Annotated in this window: 21 protein-coding genes and 1 riboswitch; of the genes, 13 read left to right on the top strand and 8 right to left on the bottom strand. The window is 50.2% G+C overall.

All coding sequences use genetic code 11. The features are described 5' to 3' along the window. The first annotated feature begins 42 nt into the window (after positions 1-42). A complete protein-coding gene (locus RGU75_RS09010; RefSeq protein WP_322240361.1) occupies positions 43-1,128 on the top strand; it encodes an Imm72 family immunity protein in 1,086 nt (361 codons plus the stop codon). A 165-nt stretch (positions 1,129-1,293) separates the two neighbouring features. Here the strand turns inward: RGU75_RS09010 and RGU75_RS09015 are convergent, their stop codons facing one another. Further along, complete coding sequence (locus tag RGU75_RS09015; protein WP_322235084.1) at positions 1,294-2,316, bottom strand: TraB/GumN family protein; 1,023 nt, start codon at positions 2,314-2,316, stop codon at positions 1,294-1,296. 190 nt (positions 2,317-2,506) lie between these two features. Here RGU75_RS09015 and RGU75_RS09020 point away from each other — a divergent pair, with 190 nt between their 5' ends. The 7 genes from RGU75_RS09020 to RGU75_RS09050 all read left to right on the top strand — a co-directional run bounded on the left by RGU75_RS09020 (position 2,507) and on the right by RGU75_RS09050 (position 10,126). Further along, positions 2,507-3,241, top strand: coding sequence for a pyrimidine 5'-nucleotidase (locus RGU75_RS09020; RefSeq protein ID WP_322240363.1), 735 nt, complete (start codon positions 2,507-2,509; stop codon positions 3,239-3,241). A 134-nt stretch (positions 3,242-3,375) separates the two neighbouring features. After that, positions 3,376-3,951 (top strand): nucleoid occlusion factor SlmA, encoded by a 576-nt coding sequence (gene slmA, locus RGU75_RS09025; RefSeq protein ID WP_322235087.1) that lies wholly within the window; start codon positions 3,376-3,378, stop codon positions 3,949-3,951. A gap of 152 nt (positions 3,952-4,103) precedes the next feature. Then, a complete protein-coding gene (locus RGU75_RS09030; protein WP_322235090.1) occupies positions 4,104-5,276 on the top strand; it encodes an ABC transporter substrate-binding protein in 1,173 nt (390 codons plus the stop codon). A gap of 177 nt (positions 5,277-5,453) precedes the next feature. Continuing rightward, entirely contained in the window at positions 5,454-6,509 is a 1,056-nt protein-coding gene (locus RGU75_RS09035; RefSeq protein WP_322235093.1) for a branched-chain amino acid ABC transporter permease, read from the top strand. Then, positions 6,509-8,329, top strand: coding sequence for a branched-chain amino acid ABC transporter ATP-binding protein/permease (locus RGU75_RS09040; RefSeq protein WP_322235096.1), 1,821 nt, complete (start codon positions 6,509-6,511; stop codon positions 8,327-8,329). Before RGU75_RS09035 ends, RGU75_RS09040 begins: the two co-directional genes overlap by 1 nt. Beyond that, on the top strand, positions 8,322-9,092 hold the full coding sequence (locus RGU75_RS09045) for an ABC transporter ATP-binding protein (protein WP_322235099.1): 771 nt from the start codon (positions 8,322-8,324) through the stop codon (positions 9,090-9,092). Before RGU75_RS09040 ends, RGU75_RS09045 begins: the two co-directional genes overlap by 8 nt. A gap of 143 nt (positions 9,093-9,235) precedes the next feature. Further along, a riboswitch (FMN riboswitch) is annotated at positions 9,236-9,404 on the top strand. A 185-nt stretch (positions 9,405-9,589) separates the two neighbouring features. Further along, a complete protein-coding gene (locus RGU75_RS09050) occupies positions 9,590-10,126 on the top strand; it encodes a 6,7-dimethyl-8-ribityllumazine synthase (protein ID WP_322235101.1) in 537 nt (178 codons plus the stop codon). Positions 10,127-10,323: 197 nt separating this feature from the next. On the opposite strand, the gene RGU75_RS09055 is transcribed toward RGU75_RS09050, so the two are convergent. The 4 genes from RGU75_RS09055 to gpmA all read right to left on the bottom strand — a co-directional run bounded on the left by RGU75_RS09055 (position 10,324) and on the right by gpmA (position 15,126). Beyond that, positions 10,324-11,073 (bottom strand): molybdopterin-synthase adenylyltransferase MoeB, encoded by a 750-nt coding sequence (locus RGU75_RS09055; RefSeq protein ID WP_322235103.1) that lies wholly within the window; start codon positions 11,071-11,073, stop codon positions 10,324-10,326. A 145-nt stretch (positions 11,074-11,218) separates the two neighbouring features. Beyond that, complete coding sequence (locus RGU75_RS09060) at positions 11,219-12,715, bottom strand: S41 family peptidase (RefSeq protein ID WP_322235106.1); 1,497 nt, start codon at positions 12,713-12,715, stop codon at positions 11,219-11,221. 3 nt (positions 12,716-12,718) lie between these two features. Further along, positions 12,719-14,239: a murein hydrolase activator EnvC family protein gene (locus RGU75_RS09065; protein ID WP_322240365.1), complete on the bottom strand. Its 1,521-nt coding sequence runs from the start codon at positions 14,237-14,239 to the stop codon at positions 12,719-12,721. 140 nt (positions 14,240-14,379) lie between these two features. Further along, a complete protein-coding gene (gene gpmA, locus RGU75_RS09070) occupies positions 14,380-15,126 on the bottom strand; it encodes a 2,3-diphosphoglycerate-dependent phosphoglycerate mutase (RefSeq protein WP_322235109.1) in 747 nt (248 codons plus the stop codon). Between the two features lie 126 nt (positions 15,127-15,252). On the opposite strand from gpmA, the gene RGU75_RS09075 reads away from it, so the two are divergent. The 4 genes from RGU75_RS09075 (at position 15,253) to RGU75_RS09090 (ending at position 17,413) form a co-directional block, all read left to right on the top strand. Then, positions 15,253-15,654 (top strand): rhodanese-like domain-containing protein, encoded by a 402-nt coding sequence (locus RGU75_RS09075; protein ID WP_322235112.1) that lies wholly within the window; start codon positions 15,253-15,255, stop codon positions 15,652-15,654. Between the two features lie 18 nt (positions 15,655-15,672). Further along, positions 15,673-15,948 (top strand): glutaredoxin 3, encoded by a 276-nt coding sequence (grxC, locus tag RGU75_RS09080; protein WP_322235115.1) that lies wholly within the window; start codon positions 15,673-15,675, stop codon positions 15,946-15,948. Positions 15,949-16,290: 342 nt separating this feature from the next. After that, positions 16,291-16,806 carry a protein-export chaperone SecB gene (gene secB, locus RGU75_RS09085; protein ID WP_322235118.1) on the top strand — a complete coding sequence of 172 codons (516 nt, stop codon included), beginning with the start codon at positions 16,291-16,293 and terminating at the stop codon, positions 16,804-16,806. Positions 16,807-16,945: 139 nt separating this feature from the next. After that, positions 16,946-17,413 (top strand): SH3 domain-containing protein, encoded by a 468-nt coding sequence (locus RGU75_RS09090; RefSeq protein ID WP_416186798.1) that lies wholly within the window; start codon positions 16,946-16,948, stop codon positions 17,411-17,413. A gap of 5 nt (positions 17,414-17,418) precedes the next feature. Here the strand turns inward: RGU75_RS09090 and RGU75_RS09095 are convergent, their stop codons facing one another. Then, positions 17,419-17,721, bottom strand: coding sequence for a hypothetical protein (locus RGU75_RS09095; protein WP_322235121.1), 303 nt, complete (start codon positions 17,719-17,721; stop codon positions 17,419-17,421). Between RGU75_RS09095 and RGU75_RS09100 the strand changes: the two genes are divergently transcribed. After that, a complete protein-coding gene (locus RGU75_RS09100) occupies positions 17,721-18,731 on the top strand; it encodes an NAD(P)H-dependent glycerol-3-phosphate dehydrogenase (protein WP_322235124.1) in 1,011 nt (336 codons plus the stop codon). The two genes, RGU75_RS09095 and RGU75_RS09100, sit on opposite strands and share 1 nt — an antisense overlap. A 145-nt stretch (positions 18,732-18,876) precedes the next feature. Here RGU75_RS09100 and hslU read toward each other — a convergent pair whose 3' ends face one another. Both hslU and hslV read right to left on the bottom strand, forming a co-directional pair. After that, positions 18,877-20,229 (bottom strand): ATP-dependent protease ATPase subunit HslU, encoded by a 1,353-nt coding sequence (gene hslU, locus RGU75_RS09105; protein ID WP_322240369.1) that lies wholly within the window; start codon positions 20,227-20,229, stop codon positions 18,877-18,879. 120 nt (positions 20,230-20,349) lie between these two features. Next, positions 20,350-20,886: an ATP-dependent protease subunit HslV gene (hslV, locus tag RGU75_RS09110; RefSeq protein ID WP_322235127.1), complete on the bottom strand. Its 537-nt coding sequence runs from the start codon at positions 20,884-20,886 to the stop codon at positions 20,350-20,352. Positions 20,887-21,324 lie beyond the last annotated feature (438 nt).

Here is a 21,324-nt window from a genome sequence, read left to right on the forward strand (position 1 = left end):
ATATGCAAAACCGATTAACCATGCTCCCCGGAGCAGGAACCACTGGCACGGGATCAAGCGTTTTACTTACTCAAAAAATATACCAGTTTTACTTTTATCGATCAGGCTCGATTGCGGTATCAAGGTTTTTTGGATGCGTTTTTGAAGCAACTCAAGAACCTTTCGCCTGCCTTACAAAACGATCCGGACGCTGACTTTTATCAGACTCGGCACGAATACGAATACAAAGAATTCCTGCGCCAGATGATACCTATGGAGCAAGGGCTGGCGCTACTTCGGTCCACGCCTCATAAGACCGAAGCATATGAAACGCTTTCGCTTCCAAGTTTTATAGGCCAATTATTTGGTCGATATGCAGATGAAAAAGGTGTGTATTACGATCCTTTTTATATTGCTTTAGGGATGACCAATGAATATCCCGGAAACAGCATTCATCCGAGCAACCACACCGCCTTTGTAAAGGACGTCATGAACGCTTCAGTTATCAACTTTACTCAGGGCATCACGGTATTTGAGTGTAAAAACTACGTGCCTTTCCATTTAGTTGACATGAATAGCCTACGTCAGTCCCAGAAATGGACCTATGAAACCCTCTTCTTCGAACCCGAATGGCCGATCCCTCGTATCTTCCCGGAATATCTTCCATCATGCCCGCCGTATAACCATAACCATCAGGATCAAATCTTCACCGGCGGGACCATTCCCACTGACGGTATCTGGGAGCCTTGGTTTATCATGCAGATCTTCAAAAATACCGATCCGGCGAAAATGGCTGCAAAAGTCGGTTGCCCTAATTATTTTTTAGCCGGCGCGGTTGCCACCGAATATCAATTGGAAGGCACGGACACGTGGGAAGAAGTCTGGTGGCGTTTGCTGTGGGAAGACAAGCGCTATCTGGATGGCACGATTCCCGCTGAGGAAGCGGACTATCTGAAAACCAGACCGCCGGTCGCGCCGCAGATATTTACAGATCATAAAGCTTATCCGGGTGATGTGTGTCCAATAACCGGCAACTGGCATGCACCGCATATGCAAGGCAAAACGGTGCGATTGGAGGCCGGGAATATCATGGCCGGATCAAAAATTAACGCCGCGGGTAATGCTGTGACCTGGTATCTCAAAGTCTGAGGCGAGCCTCATCACCACACAAGGTTGATCTTGTCTGGCTGTGGTGATGTTTAGTATCAGTTCTCGCAGATGGTTGAACGTTGCGATCTTGTTGATAGCGCGTCAACTTCTACGCAAACTGGCTTACTTTAGCGCTACCAATACCAATAGCAGTGAATATAGCAATTAGTAAGTTCGCTGCACGCTATACCCGCGTTCACGCAGCAGCGCTTGCACGCTCGTCTGGCCGACTAGATGCAACATGCCAATACCGGCGAATGCGGTTTTGTTTGACTTGAGCAGCTTCTCGAAGGCATCGGCTAATGCAGGATTGCGTCCGTCCAATAGCGCGCGTTGTATAAATTGACCGGTGAAGGTATCGTCACTAGTCATTTCTTTTAGCAGTTTTTCTAATCCGACCAAATCGCCGCTACGCCACAATGCCACCAGATCAAGCGCTTTTCTTGCGCGGATCGGATCATCCAGATCGTCGACCGTATCTTGTAAAAAACGGTTTTGATCTGCGACGGACAAGTTACCTAGTAAAGACAACTGATATTCGACACTTTCCAGGCCTATCAACGGTTTGTTGTGCGTCTGCGCATAATTGGAAAGATAGTTGTCGACGCCTTGTTCCTTCGGGAAGCCATTTCTGGCGTATTCTTCTGTCGTCAGCATGGTCGCCAATAGCCAAGGCTTCATCCGAAGGACGTCGGTTGGCGCCATATGGTACTTTTCTAGCAATGCGTGCACTTGTTGCGTCAAAGCGGCCGGTATATCTTGCGTGGATGAGCTGTCATTGGGATATAACGCATAGTGTTGAATGAGTCGGTTGAGCGTCGCCGTGTCGCTGGTGTCGATTTCAATGGCCACGCGTGACGATTGATCTAAAGCCCTCATGACTTGTGGTGCGAGCGGGAAAAAATCCGCGCTGCCGACGTGGATGGTGCCAAATAAATAGGCGGTATGGCCGTCGCGTTGAATCTTAAATAATGCGCCGCCTTGACGAACAGCCTTGGTTGGCGGGGTGGCCGCTTGGGTGTCGATGTCCCTGGCGAAGGTGGATGCTACATAAAATCCAGCGAGGAAAAAAGGAACCAAGTAATGCGGGCGGCGATACCACGCACGCGTTCGGCCGATACACGGCCCAGCAAAGCCGCAAACCTTTTTAAACCGATCACTCAAACTGACTATAATCTGGCGCAGCACACGTTCTCCCTGATGCGTTTTATTTAACGGCGTTTGAAGGTTTTCGACATATTGTATCGTTACTGCCGGCATGACTTTGTTGGTGGCTAGACTGACCTTTACGAGCGTAGTGTCAGAGTCTCTTTATTTGTTTAAGAGGCAACATTTTACGCATGGCAGCCATAACGTTAACAAAACCTGGTGACAAATGATGTTGGCAAATACTACACCGGTCTGGCTGTTCGACCTGGACAACACGCTACATAACGCTTCGCACGCCTTTTTTCCGGCGATCAATGACAATATGAATCGCTTCATTGCGCGTGCACTGGGGACGGACGGGGTCGATGCGGATGCGGCGACCGTCAATGCGGTGCGGACTGACTATTGGATACGTTATGGTGCCACGTTGCTGGGAATGGTCAAGCATCACGGGGTGCGCGCTGAGGACTTTTTGCGCGAAGCACATCGTTTTGACGATCTTTACGGCATGATCCGTGCTGAACGTGGTCTGATTAGTCTGCTGAAACGTTTGCCCGGTCGAAAAATATTATTAACCAATGCACCACAACGTTATTCCCATGATGTTATGCGTCATTTGGGGCTGCACCGTCAATTTGGCAAACACATCTCAATTGAGTCCATGCACGTGCATCGGCAACTCCGGCCAAAGCCGTCACCACATTTATTGCGTAAGTTGATCGCACGGGAAGGAATCGCCGCACATCGTTGTATTTTGGTGGAAGATACGTTGGCTAATTTGAGAACGGCCAAGCGGATCGGCATGCGGACGGTGTGGGTGACAGGGTATTTGTCCAAAACGGCCAAAATTTCGACCCAGAGCGGGCAGTTGATGCACCCAAATCTGACAAAGCGCACCCGTTACGTCGATGTCAAAGTAAAATCCGTGCGGCGACTGGCAAATAACCTTCATCGGCTGCGCTAAGTGCGAATAAAACCCCGTTCAGATTGGTCGTACCGACGCAGGTAGTGCGACGGTACGACAATGAGATACAACATCTAAGCGGTTTTTTGGTTGGACTTAATGATTAACAGATCTGACTGATACGAAAATAAGATATGGCAACAAATAAACCTGGCGAACGTAAGCTACAGATTCTTCAAACGTTGGCAACGATGCTCGAACAACCCAAGGGTGAGAAGATCACCACTGCTGCTTTGGCCGCAAAACTGGCGGTGTCGGAAGCGGCGTTGTATCGCCATTTCGCCAGCAAGGCACAAATGTTTGAGGGTTTGATTGAGTTCATTGAGACTAGTGTTTTTGGCCTGATCAATCAAATTACCGAACAGCAGGAGAAGGGTTTGTTGCAAGCCCAAGCGGTGGCTTTAATGTTGCTCAATTTTGCCGAAACTAATCCTGGCATGACACGTGTCATTATCGGCGACGCCCTTATTAATGAAGATGAGCGATTGCAGCTGCGAATGAATCAGTTTGTGGATCGCATTGAAATGTCGTTGAAGCAAGCATTGAGGATCGCTGCCAGTCAAGGTGAGGCTAACGAGCAGGAAGCGACTATCCGTGCCAATATATTGACCAGTTTTGTGCTGGGACGCTGGCAACGTTTTGCCAAGACTCGCTTTAAGCAAAAGCCGTGCGAGGACGCAGCGCAGCAAATCGCCTTAATTTTGGTGTAATAGCGCGACGTTAATGCTGGTATCGGGTGCGAACGAGCCAGAAGCGTCGAAGTATGGTTGGGGACACAACGGGTAAGTCTCAAAAAAACAGCGCGACTATAACGCGACAACCGGCTCGTAAAAAAGCCGATCATCATAAAAGGAGTCTTTGAATGAAAAAAGTATGGCTAAGAATCGCCCTTTCATCAGCGGTTGCGCTGACACTAAGCGCTAACGTTACGGGTGCTTTCGCACAAATTAAGGTCGGTGTCAGTGTTTCTGCGACCGGACCTGCTGCTTCGCTAGGTATACCGGAAAAAAATACCTTTGCTTTGTTGCCGAAGGAAATCGCAGGGCAAAAAGTAGAATACATCGTATTGGACGATGCTACCGATACCACAACTGCTGTGAAAAACGCACGCAAACTGGTGACTGAAGATAAGGTCGATTTGCTGGTCGGTTCCACTACAACTCCTAATTCGCTGGCGATGAGTGATGTTGCTGCCGAGTCCGGTACACCGATGATTTCGATGGCAGCTTCGGCTTCGTTAGTTGAGCCGGTTGATGCGAAGCGTCGCTGGATATTTAAATCACCGCAAAATGACTCACATATGGCGACCGCGATCGTCGCTCACATGGTGGACGCAGGCGTTAAAACCGTCGCTTTCATTGGATTTTCGGACGCCTACGGCGAAGGCTGGTATCGCGAATTTTCAAAATTCGCCGAAATGCGCAAGATCAAGATCGTCGCCAGTGAGCGTTTTTCTCGCCCGGATACTTCGGTGACCGGACAAGTGCTGAAAATTCTTAGCGCCAACCCGGATGCAGTATTGATCGCGGGCGCTGGCACGCCAGCCGCATTGCCACAAAAAACATTAAAAGAGCGCGGATACAAGGGCAAAATCTATCAAACGCATGGCGTTGCGAATAACGATTTCCTGCGCGTTTGCGGCAAGGATTGCGAGGGCACCTTCTTGCCAGCCGGACCGCTGCTGGTGGCGGAGCAATTACCAGATAGTAATCCGGTTAAAAAATCGTCAATGGCCTATCGCGCCGCTTATGAAAAAGCGTATGGCGTCGGCAGTGTCTCAACTTTTGGTGGACATGCATGGGACGCGGGCCAGCTTTTGGCGGCAGCAACGCCTTTTGCACTGACCAAAGGCAAACCGGGCACCAAAGAATTTCGCGCTGGTTTACGGGATGGTATCGAAGCCATCAAAAATCTGGCGGTTTCTCACGGCATCGTGAATATGAGTCCAACCGATCACGTCGGCTACGACCAGCGTTCGCGGGTGATGGTGGAAGTCGTTGGCGGCAAATGGAAACTGCTCGGCGCGGCGAAGTAGTTGAAATAGCTTCTGCTTTTTACTCGTTATTGTTGCCGCTGCCAGAAGCTCCACAAGCTCCTCCGCCAGCGGCAATCTCATTTTAAGCACGCATGTTGTACATCGCTGAGTACGTCGTTGAGTACGTATTCAGGCTTCCTTTGCAGTACTCTTTTTAGTACGTATTTAGGTAAAACTATGGACGGTTCAATTGCCGTGATCCTGGCGCAGGACGGCATTACTAGCGGCGCTATTTATGCGTTGCTGGCGCTTGCGTTAGTGTTGGTCTTTTCGGTGACAAGGGTGATTTTTATCCCGCAGGGTGAGTTCGTTGCCTTTGGTGCCTTGACGATGGCGGCGTTGCAGGCGGATAAATTTCCGCTATCGGCAACCTTGCTGGTGGCATTAGGCTGCCTTAGTTTTGTGCAAGAAGTCTGGGCCATTATCAGTACGGCTGAGTCGCGTCTGAAGGCAAAACGAAGTATCCCGGTTGCCGCTCTTAAATTTGTTTTTCTTCCCGTCGCGATCTACGCGCTGACGCGCTACTACGGGCATGCCAGTTTGCCGATGGTGTGTCAGGTTTTGTTGACGCTATTGATCGTAGTTCCGATGGGCCCGATGATTTATCGACTGGCGTTCCAGCCTTTAGCCGAGGCCAGTACGTTGGTTTTGCTGATCGTTTCGGTCGCTGTCCATTATGCGTTGATGGGGATCGGCTTGTTAATGTTTGGCGCTGAAGGTTCGCGCACGTTGCCATTTTCGGATGCGCGCTTTGAAATAGGCGGTCTGGCGATCACCGGCCAGAGTACAGTCATCATTGGTGTATCTGTTGTGCTGATTCTGGCGCTCTATGTGTATTTTGAGCGCACCTTGTCGGGCAAAGCGCTGCGGGCGACAGCGGTGAATCGTCTTGGTGCGCGGCTGGTTGGTATCGGGACGACGCAAGCGGGACGGTTGGCCTTTACGCTGGCGGCGGGATTGGGCGCATTGTGTGGCATTTTAATTGCGCCACTGACGACAATTTATTACGACAGCGGGTTCCTGATCGGGCTGAAAGGATTTGTCGGCGCGATTATTGGCGGTCTGGGAAGTTATCCGATTGCCGCCGCCGGTGCTTTGTTGGTTGGTTTGCTTGAGTCTTATTCGTCATTCTGGGCCAGCGCGTTCAAAGAAGTCATCGTATTTACATTGATTATTCCGGTCTTGTTGTGGCGTTCGCTGACGAGCAAGCACGTTGATGAGGGAGATCAATAATGCGCATTGAGCAAACTTTGCGACCCTTTCAATGGTCTTTGATCCTGGTGCCGATCTTCGTCCTTCTTGTTGCGCTGTTGCCGGTTTTGCCGACACCGGAATATTGGATCACGCTAGCCAACTATATCGGCTTGTATTCTATCGTCGCGTTGGGTCTGGTTCTGTTGACTGGCGTGGGTGGTTTGACGTCTTTTGGTCAGGCGGCTTTTGTCGGTCTGGGTGCTTATACCACCGCTTATCTGAGTACACGGTTTGGTGTGTCGCCCTGGATCGGTTTGTTGGTTGGGCTGATCGTAACGATGATCGCTGCCTTCAGTATTGGCGCTATCACGATGCGTTTGTCTGGCCATTATCTACCACTCGGAACCATCGCCTGGGCGCTATCGTTATTCTATCTATTTGGGAATCTGGATTTTCTCGGAAAGTATGACGGTTTGAATGGCATACCCTCAATCGACCTGTTCGGCATGACGCTTGATACCGGGCGCAAGATGTATTACCTGATTTGGGCGATGCTTCTGCTGGCCTTATTGGGGATGCAAAACTTGTTGCATTCGCGCTTGGGACGCGCGATCCGGGCACTCAATGGCGGCGGAGTAATGGCGGAGGCGATGGGCGTCAATACAGCGTGGATCAAGATCGTTATTTTTGTGTTGGCGGCATTGCTGGCAAGTGTCTCTGGCTGGTTGTACGCGCATCTGCAACGCGCAGTTAATCCGACGCCATTTGGTCTGAATGCCGGTATCGAATATTTGTTTATGGCTGTCGTTGGTGGGGCCGGTTACGTATGGGGCGCCATTCTTGGTTCGACGTTGTTGACGCTATTGAAGGACCAGTTGCAATCGTGGCTGCCCAAGTTATTGGGATCAAACGGTAATTTTGAGACCATCGTTTTTGGCCTTTTGATGGTGTTGTTATTGCAGCGTGCACGCGATGGATTGTGGCCTTATTTACGTAAATTATTGCCGCAAAAACAAACCGTTATTGCGCCTAATGCTGCTACGGCATTGACTATGCGCCTCAAGCCACCGCACGGTGAAATCTTGCTGGAGGTTGATGGTGCGCGCAAGGAGTTCGGAGGTTTGGTGGCGGTGAATGACATGTGCTTTAACGTCGCAGCGGGAGAAATCGTCGGGCTGATCGGTCCCAATGGCGCAGGTAAATCAACGATGTTTAATCTCGTCACCGGCGTTTTGCCATTGACTAGTGGCGCGATTAAATTCCGGTCATTTGGTGAGTTGCGTCAAATCACCGGTTTACCATCGCGCCAAATCGTGCCGCGAGGTATTGCTCGTACGTTCCAGCATGTGCGTTTGTTGCCGACGATGACAGTTCTGGAAAACGCTGCGATAGGTGCACATTTACGCGGTGAAACCGGTGATGTCGTGGGTGTGCTAACCGGCATGTTGCGGCTCAATAAAGCGGAAGAAAGCGGCTTGCTATTCGAGGCTAAACGGCAACTTGAACGGGTGGGTTTAGGTGATTTACTGTACGAAGAAGCCGGCAGTCTGGCGCTGGGACAGCAACGTATCCTGGAGATTGCCCGCGCGCTGTGCTGCGATCCGACGTTGTTGCTGCTGGATGAACCGGCTGCGGGTTTGCGCTATCAGGAAAAACAGGCACTGGCCGCATTGTTGCGCAAACTGAAAGCGGAAGGTATGAGTATTTTGTTGGTCGAGCATGATATGGATTTTGTGATGACACTGACGGATCGTCTGGTAGTGATGGAGTTTGGTACCAAGATTGCCGAAGGCCTTCCCGCAGAAGTCCAACAACACCCTGCGGTGCTGGAAGCCTATCTGGGAGGGATCGATGACTAATCCAGCAAGTAATCCTATTTCCGCACCGGTTTTGGAAGTCAGCGATTTGCACGTTGCCTATGGCAAAGTTGAGGCGTTACATGGCGCTACTTTGCGAGTCGGGGCTGGTCAGATCGTTACCGTCATTGGCCCTAATGGTGCGGGTAAATCAACCATGCTCAATGCCCTTGCCGGTGCCATGCCGAATAACGGCAGCGCACGTGGCAAAGTGCGTTTTTTAGGGCATGACATGCAGGGCGTTTCGATTGAAGAGCGAGTGGCCAGCGGTATGAGTCTGGTGCCGGAGAAGCGCGAGTTATTTGCCAGCATGAGTGTAGAAGACAATTTGTTGCTCGGGAGTTATCGGCGTTATAAAGCACGAGAAAAAGGATACGCGGATCAACTATCGGTAGTCTATGATCTGTTTCCGCGCCTGCAGGAACGACGCAAGCAACAGGCTGGCACGTTGTCTGGCGGCGAGCGTCAGATGCTGGCGGTAGGGCGCGCATTGATGGCTAAACCGCAACTGTTGATGCTGGACGAACCGAGTTTAGGTCTGGCGCCGCTGATCGTGAAGGAAATTTTTCACATCATCGTGCGGTTGAAGCAAACCGGGGTGGCAATCTTGCTGGTCGAGCAAAACGCGCGTGCGGCGTTGCAAGTAGCCGACTATGGCTACGTTTTGGAAACCGGGGATATGGTTATGGAGGGGCCAGCGGCTCAGTTGGCGAGCGATTCTAAGGTCATCGCGGCTTATTTGGGACTGGCAAAAAAGCCGGTTTAAAATGGCTCCATGACTTATGGAGTACAGAAATTGCTCACTCTGACAACTAAACGTACCGAAAAATCAACCTGCAATGCATTAATTTCACAAATATGATAAATTCTTGCTTCGGTTGTTCTGGGTGTAAAAACACGGATAATCGTATACGTTCTCAGGGCGGGGTGAAATTCCCCTCCGGCGGTAATGGCACGCAATGTGTTTAGCCCGCGAGCGCTTGTTAAAGAGGCCGATAATTCGCCCCTTTGAGAAGGTCAGCAGACCCGGTTTGATTCCGGGGCCGACGGTTATAGTCCGGATAAAGAGAGAGCGGGATGCAGTGTAGAGCTTGTTCAAAATAGGTGGTCGTTGCTGACATTGACATGCAATATAGATGTTGATGACGGCTCCGTAATCGGTGGCGAACTGGTTTTGGGTGGTGCTTTTGCATACCTTGTTAATCCCTATCAATCCAAAACGCCCTGTTTTTTTATGCATCATCTAAAAACAGGAGTATTCAAATGCTGCAGCAATTCGCCTTTTCAACATCAAAAGCACAAACGGTTCAGCGCGTCGCTTTCATTCAGGCCGGTTGGCATCGTGACATCGTCGACCAATGTCGTCTGTCCTTTATTTCTGAAATGATTAATCAGGGCTACGAAGAGTCGAGTCTCGATTTTTTCGAAGTCGCCGGTGCTTTTGAAATTCCATTACACGCCAAGGTGCTGGCCAATAGTGGGAATTATGCCGCTGTAGTCGCCGCTGGTTTGGTGGTCGATGGCGGTATTTATCGTCATGAGTTTGTCGCCGAAGCGGTGATTTCAGGGCTGATGCAAGTGCAATTGGAAACGGGCGTACCGGTTCTTTCTGCTGTCCTGACCCCGCATCATTTCCATTCAGGCGAAGAGCATCAAAAATTCTTCTTTGACCATTTCCTGGTCAAAGGCGCAGAAGTCGCAAGAGCGTGCGCATCGACGATAAGCGGGCTTCGGGCTTTGCGCGGGTTGAGTGCGGCTGAATCAGCAGTAAATACGCCAAGGACACTGCAGACCGCCTGAAGAATGGTCGGCGTCAGGCGCTTGCTAGCCTGACGCCGAACCGCTTATCGATCGCTAACTGATAAGCGCCAACCGTTTTGAATAACGACAACCTGATCTGTCCACGGTTATACCGTTTAGTGCATTGGCAGAACAGCATCTGATGTTGCGTGAGTTAGTTGAGCGAATCATTCATATCAGATTTCGTACACAGGAATTTAAAGTCCGGCGCACACCGGACAGTGCGCATTCCGTCCCACACCAATACGATGCCACGCCATCGTCCGGGCATCCAGCATCAATAGTTGCCCGGCCAACGAACTGCCAATCCCAACGATCAACTTCAACGCCTCAGCTGCTTGCATACTCCCAATAATGCCAACCAATGGCGCAAATACCCCCATCGTAGAGCACTGAACCTCTTCAAACTCACTATCTGGTGGGAATAAACATGCATAACAGGGCGAACTTGCCGAGCGTGGATCAAACACACTTATCTGGCCATCAAACTGAATTGCCGCGCCGGAAACTAGCGGCACGTTATGCAAAACACAGACACGGTTGATCGCCTGGCGGGTCACAAAATTATCGCTACAATCAAGAACGACATCGGCATTTCTGATCAGCTCGCCCAAGTATGTTTGATCCGCACGTTCAGCTACGCAAATGACATTGATATCGGGATTTATTTGCGTGAGTGCAGTTTTCCCTGATGCTACTTTGGGCTGACCAATACGATCAGTTGTATGCAGGATTTGTCGTTGCAAGTTAGTCAAATCGACGGTGTCATTATCCACTAACGTAATGGTCCCGACGCCGGCGGAGGCAAGATAAAGCGCCGCAGGCGAGCCTAAACCGCCTGTACCAATGATGACTGCATGCGCTGCCAACAATTTTTCCTGACCCTCAATATCGATGTCGTCAAGCAAGATATGACGGGAGTAACGCAGCAGTTGTTGATCGTTCATGGTATGAGCTATCGTTTTGTGATGGGGATAAGGCGCGAGGTGTTGCTAATCTCACTAAGCAGAAAAGGAAAAAAGCCGCATCAATCTCGATGCGGCTTTAGTTGTTTCGTTGATTAGTGAGCGATAGACCTAGCTTTTCGGACGATTATTTTTTATCGTCTTTTTTGACGCCGTCTTTTTTTACATCTTTCTTGTCGACTTTGCCCGAAGTAGCATCTTTTTCCAGGTCAGGAGTCGGTTGCACTTTTGCTAATTGTACCGGTAAGCCCTTTAAGAAATTCAATGCCTGTGCTAGTTGGAAGTCATCTTTTGAGCCAAATTCTAAGGGCTTACGTTTTTTGGAAAGGGCAATCAGGCGCTGATCTTCTTCCAGTTCATCGGCTTTTGGTGCGGCAGCAGCCTCAGCTTCTTTGTCTTTGTCGTTAGTCAAATGCTTGGTCAAGTCTGCCTCACGCACGCGCAAACCTTTGAGCAGATCACCGTCAGCATATTCATCAACCATCATGTCTGGCACGATACCTTTGGCTTGAATCGAGCGGCCATTCGGCGTGTAATAACGTGCAGTCGTCAACTTGACAGCAGTGAGGCGATCCGGCGGCAAGGCGACGATGGATTGCACTGAGCCTTTGCCAAAGGTTTGCGACCCCATGATGGTAGCGCGTTTGTAATCTTGCAATGCGCCGGCCACGATTTCAGATGCTGAAGCAGAACCCGTATTGACGAGAACCACCAACGGAATCTTTTTAACCGCATCGGGCAACTTTGCTAATCCGTCCAGGCCAGGGCCGGAGGCGTAAAACTCTGGCTTTGCGTAAAAGGTTGCTTTCGAACTTGGTAACTGGCCATTGGTGGTGACGACGACCACATCTTTCGGCAAGAAAGCGGCAGAAACGCCGATCGCACCCGGCAAAACACCACCCGGATCGTTGCGTAAGTCCAGCACCAACCCTTTCATTTTTGGATCCTCGGCGTACATGGCTTCGATTTTCTTGGCCATGTCGTTGACGGTCGGTTCCTGGAATTGTGTAATACGCACCCAGCCATAGCCCGGCTCAACTACTTTAGCCTTGACGCTTTGTACGCGGATTTCCTGGCGCGTGATGGTGATGACAATCGGCTTGTCTTCATCTTTACGGGCGATTGTCAGCTTGATTTTGGTATTTGGTTCGCCGCGCATGCGCTTGACTGCCTGATCCAGCGTCATTCCCTTGACTGGGGTCGCATCGAGACGTGTGATTAGATCACCGGCCTTGATGCCAGCGCGGTAGGCTGGAGAATCTTCGATCGGTGAAATTACTTTGACGTAACCTTCTTCCATCCCGACTTCAATGCCGATACCAACAAATTTCCCCTGCGTCATCTCACGCAGTTCTCTGTAACCTTTTTTGTCCAGATACGAGGAATGCGGATCCAGCGACGCGACCATGCCGGAAATGGCTTCGGTCAGCAGTTTTTTGTCGTCCACCGGCTCTACATAGTCAGACTTGATGAGTCCGAAAACGTCGGCCAGTTGCCGTACCTCTTCAAGTGGCAGCGGCGCTGTCGCACTTTTCTGCGCAATGGCATCGAATTGGATCGAAGCGGCTATGCCAGCAACTACGCCTAAACCGATTAGGCTGATATTCTTTAGCTTACTTCCCATGTTTCACCTAATAGTTACCCAACTGCTGGGGTCAAACGCACGGCCCTGATGCCGAATTTCAAAGTATAAACCTGATTGTTCGTTGCCGCCGCTGTTACCTGCATTCGCAATGACATCTCCGGCTTTAATAATATCCCCAGGCCGCTTTAATAGTGCCTGATTGTTGCCATAAATGGTCATGTATTCGTTGCCATGATCAAGAATGATCAAGTTGCCAAAGCCGCGTAACCAGTCCGCAAATACGACCCGGCCCGCAGCCACGGCCTTGACTTGCGTTCCTTCCGGTGCGCGTATAAATATGCCTCGGGAGGGAGGGCCATCGCCGCGCTTACTACCAAAACGATTGGCCAGCTCACCATGTACGGGTTGGCGCAACAGTCCACGTAAGGACGCAAACGGTTTGCCATAGGACGGGTCCGGCGAACTGGCTTCAGGAGTTTCATCATTGTGCACTATTGGCGCTATCGGTGCTATTGGTGCAGCATTCGCTGGTATTGCTGCTAGCGCCACTTGTGCAGGCGGTTGATCGTCATCAATCGGATCGGGGGTAAAGGCAGGAGTTTTTACTAGTGGCGTATGTTGCTCCCCAACTCGTGCTTGCTGGCTCGTTTGCGCGGCGTTTTGCTTTTGGGTCAAAGCAGCACGTTGCCGTTGTTGTTTCAGCTCTTGCGCGCGTGCGGCTTGTGCTTGCTTCAGTGCCAGTGCCTGGGCTTTTGCTAATGCAGCAGCCTGGGCGGCGGCTTGCGCTCTGGCTAGTTGCTCTTGACGGCGCTTTTCACGAAGGGCGGCCTCGGCTTTCTTTTGTGCCTCGATTAACACTGCCAACTTGTCGACTAGCCCTGCCAGACGCTGTTCGTCACGGGCGGTCTTGCCGACCTCCTGGCGTTGGGCGATCAGTTTGCTGGAAAGTTGCGTCAACAGCATTGCTCGGGTGTTTTTTTCTTTTTCGAGGACGATTTTTTGATTCTTTTGCTCAAGAGCGATTTCGTCGAGTTCATTTTTGGCGTTTTGCGTAGCCGCCTGATTTGCCTCGATGGCCTGCAAGTTAATGCGGAGCGCCTCAATCAACTTAGCCTGGGCTTTTGACACGTAGCCCATGTATTGCAATTCGCGGTTGATTTTGTTCGGATTGTCGCCCGAAAGTAGTAATTTGATACGATCTTCATTCCCGGCTATGTATTGTCGGCGTAACAGAATGGCCATCTGGTTTTGTTGGGCAGCGACTGTTTTACTTAATTCTTGGTGTTTTTTTGATAAGTCATTGAGCGTCGACTGCGTCTGCGATTGTTCGCCAGAGAGGTCGAACAGGGCGCGGTTTGCTTTCGAAATAGCGGCTTCAGAATCGGCCAATGCGTCGGCGGCATCGCCTTTTGCCGTCTCGGTCTTGTCGATATCGCTTTTTAACGCAGTCAATTTTTGCTGTAGTTCGTCGCGCTCAGTTTCGGCGACCTCTTTTTGTTTGCTGCGTTCGGTGATCTTTGGTGTTGGTGCGGCCGCGGCATCGACGACGGGTATCGCCGTCATGCCAATAGTCAGTGCGGCAAAAAACGCCATAGCGAGCGACAGCTTTGGCGTTGTTACTTGCCGTGCACATGCATGTGCACGTTCGCGCATGCCGCACCCGGTTGCCCGGGGCGCATGGATCCATCTCATCAGGGCGATATTTATTTCGCTTTCCCCTGATTGGCAACTGCGTGCATCGCTGCAGCGATGGCGTCCTGGTCGCCCAGATAGTAGCTCTTGATCGGTTTCAAATCAGCATCAAGTTCATAGACGAGTGGCTGACCATTTGGCACATTCAGGCCGACGATATCGTCGTCGCTGATACCGTCCAGCATTTTAATCAGCGCGCGCAGACTATTGCCGTGCGCCGAGATGATGATGCGCTTGCCGCTTAGAATGGCGGGTGCGATGCTGTCATTCCACGCTGGCAAAACGCGTGCAACCGTATCCTTGAGGCATTCTGTGAGCGGGATTTCTTCACGCTTCAGACCAGCGTAGCGTGGATCGTCGAACGATGCGCGCGGATCGTTTTCATCCAGTTTGAGCGGTGGTGTGTCATAGCTGCGGCGCCATACCATTACCTGTTCGTCGCCATATTTAGCAGCCGTTTCAGCTTTATTTAGCCCTTGTAGCGCGCCGTAGTGACGTTCATTTAAACGCCAGTCGTGTTTCACCGGAAGCCACATCAAATCCATTTCGTCGAGTGTGCCCCATAAAGTGCGGATGGCGCGCTTGAGTACCGAGGTATATGCCAGATCGAAGCTTAATCCAGCTTCTTTGAGTAGTTTTCCTGCTTGCCTGGCTTCGGTCACGCCTTTTTCGGTCAGGTCAACGTCAACCCAGCCGGTGAAGCGGTTAGCCAGGTTCCAGGTAGATTCGCCGTGGCGCATTAGTACAATTTTATACATAGTAAGGTAAAAAGTAGTGAAAAAAGGGAAATTCAAGAAAATCAATGCATGCAAACCAATACGAACTGGATGGTGCTTCCGCTTCTATTTTATAATGTCGGGATTAACTAATACCATTGGATCACTGTGAAATTCTTGATTGATAATATTTTTGTGCTTGGATTGGTCATTTTGTCAGGCGGAGCACTGATTTTGCCCTTGCTACAACGACGCGGCAACAAAGTAACAACATTACAAGCAACGCAACTCATCAACCAAGGTAAGACTTTGGTGTTGGACGTACGTGACGCTGAAGGCTATTCTGCTGGTCATCTTATCGACTCTAAAAATATTCCGCTGAAAGATCTCACCACCCGCTTGGTGGAAATAGAAAAATTCAAGGCTAAGAACGTAATTGTAGTCTGTCAGAGCGGAACGCAATCATCAAAAGCGACTGCGCAATTGGCCAAAGCAGGTTTTCAGCAGGTCTACAGTCTCGACGGTGGTATTGCAACCTGGCATACCCAAGGTCTGCCGACCATCAAATAACGTAAAAAAGAGAACCCAATGACTGCTCACGTCTTAATGTATAGCACTGCTGTTTGTCCGTATTGTATGCGTGCCGAACAATTGTTGAACGCGCGCGGTGTTACGAATATCGAGAAGGTTCGTATTGACCTCGATCCGCAGCAACGCGATGAAATGATGAAAAAAACCGGACGTCGTACCGTTCCTCAAATTTATATCGGCGATACGCACGTCGGTGGCTTTGACGATTTGAACGCACTGGATCAAGCGGGCAAGTTGCAAACTTTGCTACAGGGTACTTCGGAACCTATTTAATATTTTATTGCCTGATGTGATCATTGCCAATGTCAGACAACTTGCCCGGCATTGGAGCTATGAGCAATATGCATCAGGCTCTACGTACACTGAAGCATGTTCTCATCGAACATGTTTGATTGGGCGATACTGTAAATGTTAGACGGTTTTTAATTTTTGTTATACCCACAGGACTTACGTAAAATCGTCTCAGCAGTGTTAGCGTTGTTATGCCGCTAGCTATCTGAGCATTGCTACCGTCGTTTTCTCGTCGGTCTGCTTTGCTGGGACAATTCTGCGTGAGTCCTAACCCAGTCTATGGATGGAAATTCTGTCCCTTTTTAAATTTACTGAAAGAGTTTTATGGCCGACGAAATTAAACAAACTGAAATTACCGAGTCCAATGATCAGCCAGTTTTTCAGATTCAACGTGTATATCTGAAAGATTTGTCGCTTGAGCAACCGAACTCGCCAGCTATTTTTCTGGAGCAAGACGCGCCACAGATAGAAGTTGCTGTTGATGTCGGTGCAGAAGCATTGGCTGAGGGAATTTTTGAATCGACTGTGACGATTACCGTTACCGCCAAGATCAAGGATAAAGTTGCTTTTCTGGTTGAAGGCAAGCAAGCCGGTATTTTTGAAGTGCGTAATATTCCAGCAGAACAATTAGATCCATTATTGGGCATCGGTTGCCCAAATATCGTTTATCCGTACCTGCGTGCAAATATCGCTGACGCCATTACCCGTGCTGGTTTCCCGCCGATCCATCTGGCTGAAATCAACTTCGAAGTGTTTTATCAACAGCGTACACAAGCACTTGCTGAGCAACAGGGAAGCAAAGACAGCATTACTGTAGATGGTAGCAACGCGATTAATTAATAGTCGTCTAATGCCGATTTCGCCGCCGATCAATTATTCCAGGCGGCGAGTACTGATGATTTACCAATTGCGCCAGGACGCTTCCATGTTGAAGGTTTCCTCGCGCGTTAGTAGTAAGGTAGTAAGTGGAGACGATGGAATGAAACTTGTACGCGCGACCGGTATGGTAATGACGTCATTAGTGGCGTCGGTATTAGCGTTTGGCGCAGTCAACGTAGCGCAAGCGCTCGACTTCAAGGCGGTTGGTGCGGTTCCTGTCATTCTGTACGATGCTCCCTCTGAAAAAGGTCGGCGCGTAGCTATCGCACCACGTGGCATGCCAGTCGAAGTCGTATTGACTTATGGCGATTGGACCAAGGTGCGTGACGCCAGTGGCGATTTGTCATGGGTGCAGTCGGCTGGACTAATCGGCAAGCGTAATTTACAAATCAAGGTCGCTAACGCCAAGATCAGGGCGAATCCAAGTGATACCGCCGCCCAGGTATTCAGCGCCGATAAAGGCGTGTTGCTCGAATTGGTCGAGCCCGTTGCATCCGGTTGGGTGAAAGTGCGGCATCGCGATGGTCAGAGCGGATACATAAAAGCGACCGATGTTTGGGGTAGTTGAGTTGACTATCTAACACTTGTTATTTTTGTGGGCTTGCCTGTTTGGTAGGGCTGGTCGATCTTCTTTCTTAGTTGATTAGTTGCGCAGTCGCCGACAGATGGGTTAATGCTACGGCATCCGATACCGCGGTAATCGTAGTCAAGGCGGTCGTCGTAGCGGTGGTAACACCACAGCAACGGCGCCGCAGCATCGGCTGCCGCAGCATCGGCTGCCGCAGCATCGGCTGCCGCACCAATCAACAGCATGGTTATTCTTTCCGCATTTTTTACTCTATGATCGGCCTTTTGTGTCCGCTGAATCCAATCCAATGAATATCACGATCCTCGGCGCTGGTGCATGGGGTACCGCATTGGCTATCGCATTAGCGCAACGTCACAACGTTTTGTTATGGGGGCGGAATGAGGCAGTGATTGCCGCCGCCGCAATGCAGCGCGAGAATGTGACTTATCTACCTGGTTTTTCATTGCCATCTAATGTAATCGTCACAGCTGATTTTGCGGAGGCGATCACGCATGTGTCGACGAATACGGACGTGAACGACAGTTTATTGATCGTCGCTTCTTCTGTGGCCGGATTACGTTCTCTGGCGGAGCAATTACGCGGCCTATCGTTACCAAATATTGTCTGGCTATGTAAAGGTTTTGAAGAGAAAACGCGATTGCTGCCGCATCAAATTGTGCGCCAGGTGTTGGGGGATGCGATTCCAGCGGGAGCGCTCTCAGGACCTTCGTTTGCCCAGGAAGTGGCACGCGGTCTTCCTTGTGCGCTGGCGATAGCAACTGACGATGCTGGTCTTTCAGAGCGCGTAGTTGCGGCGGTGCATGGTTGCAATATCCGCGTGTATTCGACTGATGACATGGTCGGCGTCGAAGTCGGTGGTGCGGTTAAAAATATTATGGCAATTGCCACAGGTGTAGCCGACGGTCTTCAGCTTGGTCTGAATGCGCGGGCAGCATTAATCACCCGTGGACTGGCAGAAATTACGCGACTTGGCATCGCCTTGGGTGGCCGCAGCGAAACCTTTATGGGTTTGTCTGGCCTCGGTGATTTGATCCTTACTTGCACCGGCGATCTTTCGCGCAACCGTAAAGTCGGCCTCGGATTAGCCTCCGGTAAAAGCCTGGAGACTGTCGTGGCAGAGTTAGGCCACGTTGCGGAGGGAGTCCGTTGCGCGTCAGCGGTGCGGGCCTTAGCGCAGGAACTAGGAGTGGATATGCCGATTACAAACGCCGTTGCCGGCGTGTTGTTTGACGGCGATGAACCGGGTGCGATGGTGGAGTTGATGTTGGCACGCACACCTCGCGAAGAATCGGCTTAAATCAAAAAAACGGAGTGAAAGACGGTTTATCCGCAATTCACTCCACTGACTCCGGTTTCTATTGACGATGACGTTAGTGTGAAGACGCATTGCGTGCGGGCTGCATGCGATAAACCTGTCGGCATCGTTGCACATCTACGTTTGCTTACAGCACATACCTTGATAAATCTTCGTTCACAGCCAGTGCACCAAGACGTAAATCAACATAAGCTGCATCAATCGTTAGCGTTTTTTCACTGGTATTGGTCGCCGCGTAAGAGATTTCTTCCAGCATTTTTTCCATGACTGTATGCAATCGACGAGCGCCGATATTTTCCGTTTTCTCGTTGACCGAAAACGCTATTTCAGCCATACGCTTAATACCTTCTGCTACAAACTCCAACGTGACGCCTTCGGTCGCCAGCAATGCTTCATACTGCGCAGTCAGGCAAGCATCGGTGCCGGTCAGAATGCGCTCAAAATCGGCAATTGATAGTGAGTCGAGTTCGACCCGAATCGGGAAACGTCCTTGCAATTCGGGGATCAAATCCGATGGCTTTGCCAGATGGAAAGCCCCCGACGCGATGAACAATATATGATCGGTTTTGATCATTCCGTACTTGGTATTGACAGTTGTTCCCTCGACTAACGGTAACAAATCGCGCTGCACACCGGCACGCGACACGTCTGCACCGCCATTTTGAGAGCGGGTCGCGATCTTATCAATCTCGTCCAAAAATACAATACCGTTTTGCTCAACGTTAAAGATAGCTTTTTGCTTTAGTTCATCTTCGTTAAGCAGTTTTGCGGCTTCTTCTTCGACTAGAATTTTCAGCGCTTCCTTGATTTTGACCTTGCGACTTTTTTTACGGTTATTACCCATTCCGGAGAACATCGACTTGATCTGCTCAGTCATTTCTTCCATACCTGGCGGCGCCATGATTTCCATCTGTGGCGCACTTTCGGCCAATTCAATTTCAATCTCGCGGTCATCGAGCGAGCCTTCTCGCAGACGTTTGCGAAAGGTCTGGCGGGTGTTGTTGCCCTTATCTTTTGCATCAATTTCCAGTGGTGCATCTTGCTCTGGATGAAACCCAAAATCACGCGCCGGTGGGACCAAAATATCGATGATACGGTCTTCCGCTGCGTCTTCTGCACGTGATCGAAGCTTACGCATTTCAGATTCACGGGTTTGTTTGATGCCGATATCAATCAGATCCCGAATGATTGTCTCGACGTCGCGACCAACGTAGCCGACCTCGGTGAATTTGGTTGCTTCAACCTTAATGAAGGGCGCATTTGCTAATTTGGCCAAGCGGCGGGCAATTTCTGTTTTACCAACGCCGGTGGGCCCAATCATCAAAATGTTTTTTGGGGTGATTTCGTGGCGCAATGGCTCGGCGACTTGCTGACGACGCCAGCGGTTGCGCAGCGCAATCGCTACTGCACGCTTGGCTTTGTCCTGCCCGACGACATGTTTATCGAGTTCAGAGACGATCTCTTGCGGAGTCATATTCATATTCATATTTTTTCGGTTCCGAGGTGGTCCGGTTCGTTGCTAAATGCGCGCTGGTTAAGGTCAGTTTATGGACGACCATCAGGTGTCGGGCGCATTTTTTGCAGGATTAAATTCGTACAATTAATTAAGGGTTTCTATGATGTGCGATTGATTGGTATAAATACAAAGATCGCCAGCAATCACAAGGGATTTTTTGACTACTTCGGCAGGTGATAGTGTTGTGTTCTCTTGCAGCGCTTTGGCTGCGGACTGTGCGAACACGCCTCCGGAGCCAATTGCCCCAATTCCATCTGTGGGTTCAAGTACATCGCCATTGCCGGTAATAACCAGTGTGGTATCCCTATCCGCTGTGAGCAGCATCGCTTCCAGGCGACGCAGCATGCGATCAGTGCGCCATTCTTTAGCTAAGTCTACCGAGGCGCGCATCAGATTGCCTTGATGCTTTTCCAGTTTAGCCTCAAATAAATCCAACAGCGTAAAAGCATCTGCGGTTCCACCAGCAAAACCGACCAGTACTTTACCTTGATAAAGTGTGCGCACTTTGCGTGCAGTGCCTTTCATCACGACGTTGCCGAGAGTTACCTGGCCATCTCCACCAAGCGCAACGCTATTTCCGCGTCGTACGGAGAGGATGGTGGTGCCATGAAATTGTTCCATTTTACTTGCCTAAAAAAAGCGGACCGCACGTGTGGCAGTTGGACGAACTGCACGAATCGGACCAACTATGCGGCGTCCGGATGTCGGACGTCTTCGCATATATTCATTACCGTAGGATACAACTCAGACAATCCCGCGTGTATTTAAAAAAATGGGGGCGGCGTGCGTGATTACAAGCACCGGTTGGCGCAAATTAAAGTCACTTAACTTTGTGGATGATTTATCTTCACGTAATTAAATGTGCGTGACGTAGTCGCTGTTGCATATTTTAAAGCGCATGCGTTGTTACGCATCAACTTACTAACTTTAAAACAATACTTGAGGGAACGGTAATCCGAGACGATTGCTGTGTTGCTACAGCGTTGCACGTTTGAAAACCTTTCGGTACTGTGTGTACTTCTTTATAAGTATCATGAACTATCTATAAGCAGGACCGAT

The sequence above is a fragment of the Glaciimonas sp. CA11.2 genome (genome assembly GCF_034314045.1).
Lineage (GTDB): Bacteria > Pseudomonadota > Gammaproteobacteria > Burkholderiales > Burkholderiaceae_D > Glaciimonas.

What these genes read in the sequence shown, in the direction of transcription:
- RGU75_RS09020 (WP_322240363.1), top strand. Translation starts at nt 2,507, where the DNA reads ATGTTGGCAAATACTACACCGGTCTGGCTGTTCGACCTGGACAACACG.
- slmA (WP_322235087.1), top strand. Translation starts at nt 3,376, where the DNA reads ATGGCAACAAATAAACCTGGCGAACGTAAGCTACAGATTCTTCAAACG.
- RGU75_RS09030 (WP_322235090.1), top strand. Translation starts at nt 4,104, where the DNA reads ATGAAAAAAGTATGGCTAAGAATCGCCCTTTCATCAGCGGTTGCGCTG.
- RGU75_RS09035 (WP_322235093.1), top strand. Translation starts at nt 5,454, where the DNA reads ATGGACGGTTCAATTGCCGTGATCCTGGCGCAGGACGGCATTACTAGC.
- RGU75_RS09040 (WP_322235096.1), top strand. Translation starts at nt 6,509, where the DNA reads ATGCGCATTGAGCAAACTTTGCGACCCTTTCAATGGTCTTTGATCCTG.
- RGU75_RS09045 (WP_322235099.1), top strand. Translation starts at nt 8,322, where the DNA reads ATGACTAATCCAGCAAGTAATCCTATTTCCGCACCGGTTTTGGAAGTC.
- RGU75_RS09050 (WP_322235101.1), top strand. Translation starts at nt 9,590, where the DNA reads ATGCTGCAGCAATTCGCCTTTTCAACATCAAAAGCACAAACGGTTCAG.
- RGU75_RS09055 (WP_322235103.1), bottom strand. Translation starts at nt 11,073, where the DNA reads ATGAACGATCAACAACTGCTGCGTTACTCCCGTCATATCTTGCTTGAC.
- RGU75_RS09060 (WP_322235106.1), bottom strand. Translation starts at nt 12,715, where the DNA reads ATGGGAAGTAAGCTAAAGAATATCAGCCTAATCGGTTTAGGCGTAGTT.
- RGU75_RS09065 (WP_322240365.1), bottom strand. Translation starts at nt 14,239, where the DNA reads ATGACGGCGATACCCGTCGTCGATGCCGCGGCCGCACCAACACCAAAG.
- gpmA (WP_322235109.1), bottom strand. Translation starts at nt 15,126, where the DNA reads ATGTATAAAATTGTACTAATGCGCCACGGCGAATCTACCTGGAACCTG.
- grxC (WP_322235115.1), top strand. Translation starts at nt 15,673, where the DNA reads ATGACTGCTCACGTCTTAATGTATAGCACTGCTGTTTGTCCGTATTGT.
- secB (WP_322235118.1), top strand. Translation starts at nt 16,291, where the DNA reads ATGGCCGACGAAATTAAACAAACTGAAATTACCGAGTCCAATGATCAG.
- RGU75_RS09090 (WP_416186798.1), top strand. Translation starts at nt 16,946, where the DNA reads ATGAAACTTGTACGCGCGACCGGTATGGTAATGACGTCATTAGTGGCG.
- RGU75_RS09100 (WP_322235124.1), top strand. Translation starts at nt 17,721, where the DNA reads ATGAATATCACGATCCTCGGCGCTGGTGCATGGGGTACCGCATTGGCT.
- hslU (WP_322240369.1), bottom strand. Translation starts at nt 20,229, where the DNA reads ATGAATATGACTCCGCAAGAGATCGTCTCTGAACTCGATAAACATGTC.
- hslV (WP_322235127.1), bottom strand. Translation starts at nt 20,886, where the DNA reads ATGGAACAATTTCATGGCACCACCATCCTCTCCGTACGACGCGGAAAT.